The 1,364-nt window shown below is 60.6% G+C and carries 1 protein-coding gene; it reads left to right on the forward strand.

Features of this window, described 5'->3' with window-relative positions; all coding sequences use genetic code 11:
- On the forward strand, window positions 1-1,364 hold a 1,364-nt coding region (locus tag NKI29_RS33320; RefSeq protein WP_352798693.1), incomplete at both ends, for an aminotransferase family protein.

Genomic DNA, 1,364 nt, shown 5'->3' on the forward strand with positions numbered 1-1,364 from the left:
ATGTCCACACTGACCTCAGCCCCAAAACCCGCTCGGAAAGAAGCGTCCGGAACATCCTTCTACGCGGGCCGTGGTGCCAGCGAAACGTTCGCCGTTTCGCACGCCAAGGGAATCTTCTTCTGGGACACCAACGGCAAGCGCTATCTTGATGGTTCGTCCGGCGCGGTCGTCGCCAACATAGGCCACGGCAACGAGCGCATCCGCGACGCGATGATCGATCAGGCCAACCGCATCAGCTACGTCGTACGCACGGCCTTCACCTGCGAGGCGACCGATGAGCTCTGCAGGCTGATTCCAAGGCTGGCGGGCCCCGGCTTCGACCAGGCGTACCTCGTTTCAGGCGGTTCGGAGGCGGTAGAGTCCGCGATTAAGCTCGCGCGCCAATATGCGGTGGTGTCGGGGCAACCCAAGCGCAGCAAGATCCTTGCACGCATGCCCGGCTATCACGGCGCTACACTCGGCGCCGCCGCCGTTACCGGCGATCCCGACCGGGACAAAATCTTCGGCCCGATTATGCAGATCATGCCTAAGGTACCAGCTCCCCTCAGCTACCGGATACCGGAAGGTTATGACGTCAACTCGTACGCCGACTATTGCGCGGAGGAACTGGAGAGGCAGATCCTGGCTGAAGGCGAGGAAACAGTGCTCGCATTCATTATGGAGCCGGTCGGCGGCGTCGCCACCGGCGCATTGGTGGCGCCCGACCATTACTATTCGAAAGTGAGGAAGATCTGCGATCGCTACGGCGTCCTGCTGATATTTGACGAGGTCATGAGCGGCGCCGGCCGGACCGGCAAGTTCCTTGCCGCCCACCACTGGCCAGATGCCCTACCCGATCTTGTGGTCTGCGCAAAAGGCCTAAGCGCCGGATACACTCCGTTCGGTGCGATGATCGCTCCGAACAAGATCGTGGATAAGGTCGTCGAGTCGGGTGGATTCCTCCATGGCCACACCTATTCCGGCAATCCCCTCTCCTCGGCAATCGCCTTGGCGGTCTTGAACGAGATGCTGGACCAGAACCTGATGCAGAATGCAGAGCGGATGGGCCTGCTGCTGCGCCGGAAGCTCAATGCCCTGAAAGACCGAACAACAACGATCGGCGACGTGCGGGGGAAGGGCCTACTCAATGCGGTCGAGATCGTCGAGGACAAGACTACGAAAGCGATCTTTCCGGGCTCAAAGCAGGCTTCCTACCGCGTATCGGAGATTGCGCGTGACCTCGGCTTGCACATCTATGCCCGCCGTGCCGCCAGCGGCAAATTCGGCGAATGGTTCTTGGCAGCCCCTCCGCTGATCATAACAGAGCCGGAAGTCGATCTCTTCATGGAACTCCTCACAGAGACGTTCCGGATCTTCGAGAGCGA

Origin of the sequence: Mesorhizobium sp. M0678 (assembly GCF_040320505.1) — a bacterium.
GTDB lineage: Bacteria > Pseudomonadota > Alphaproteobacteria > Rhizobiales > Rhizobiaceae > Mesorhizobium.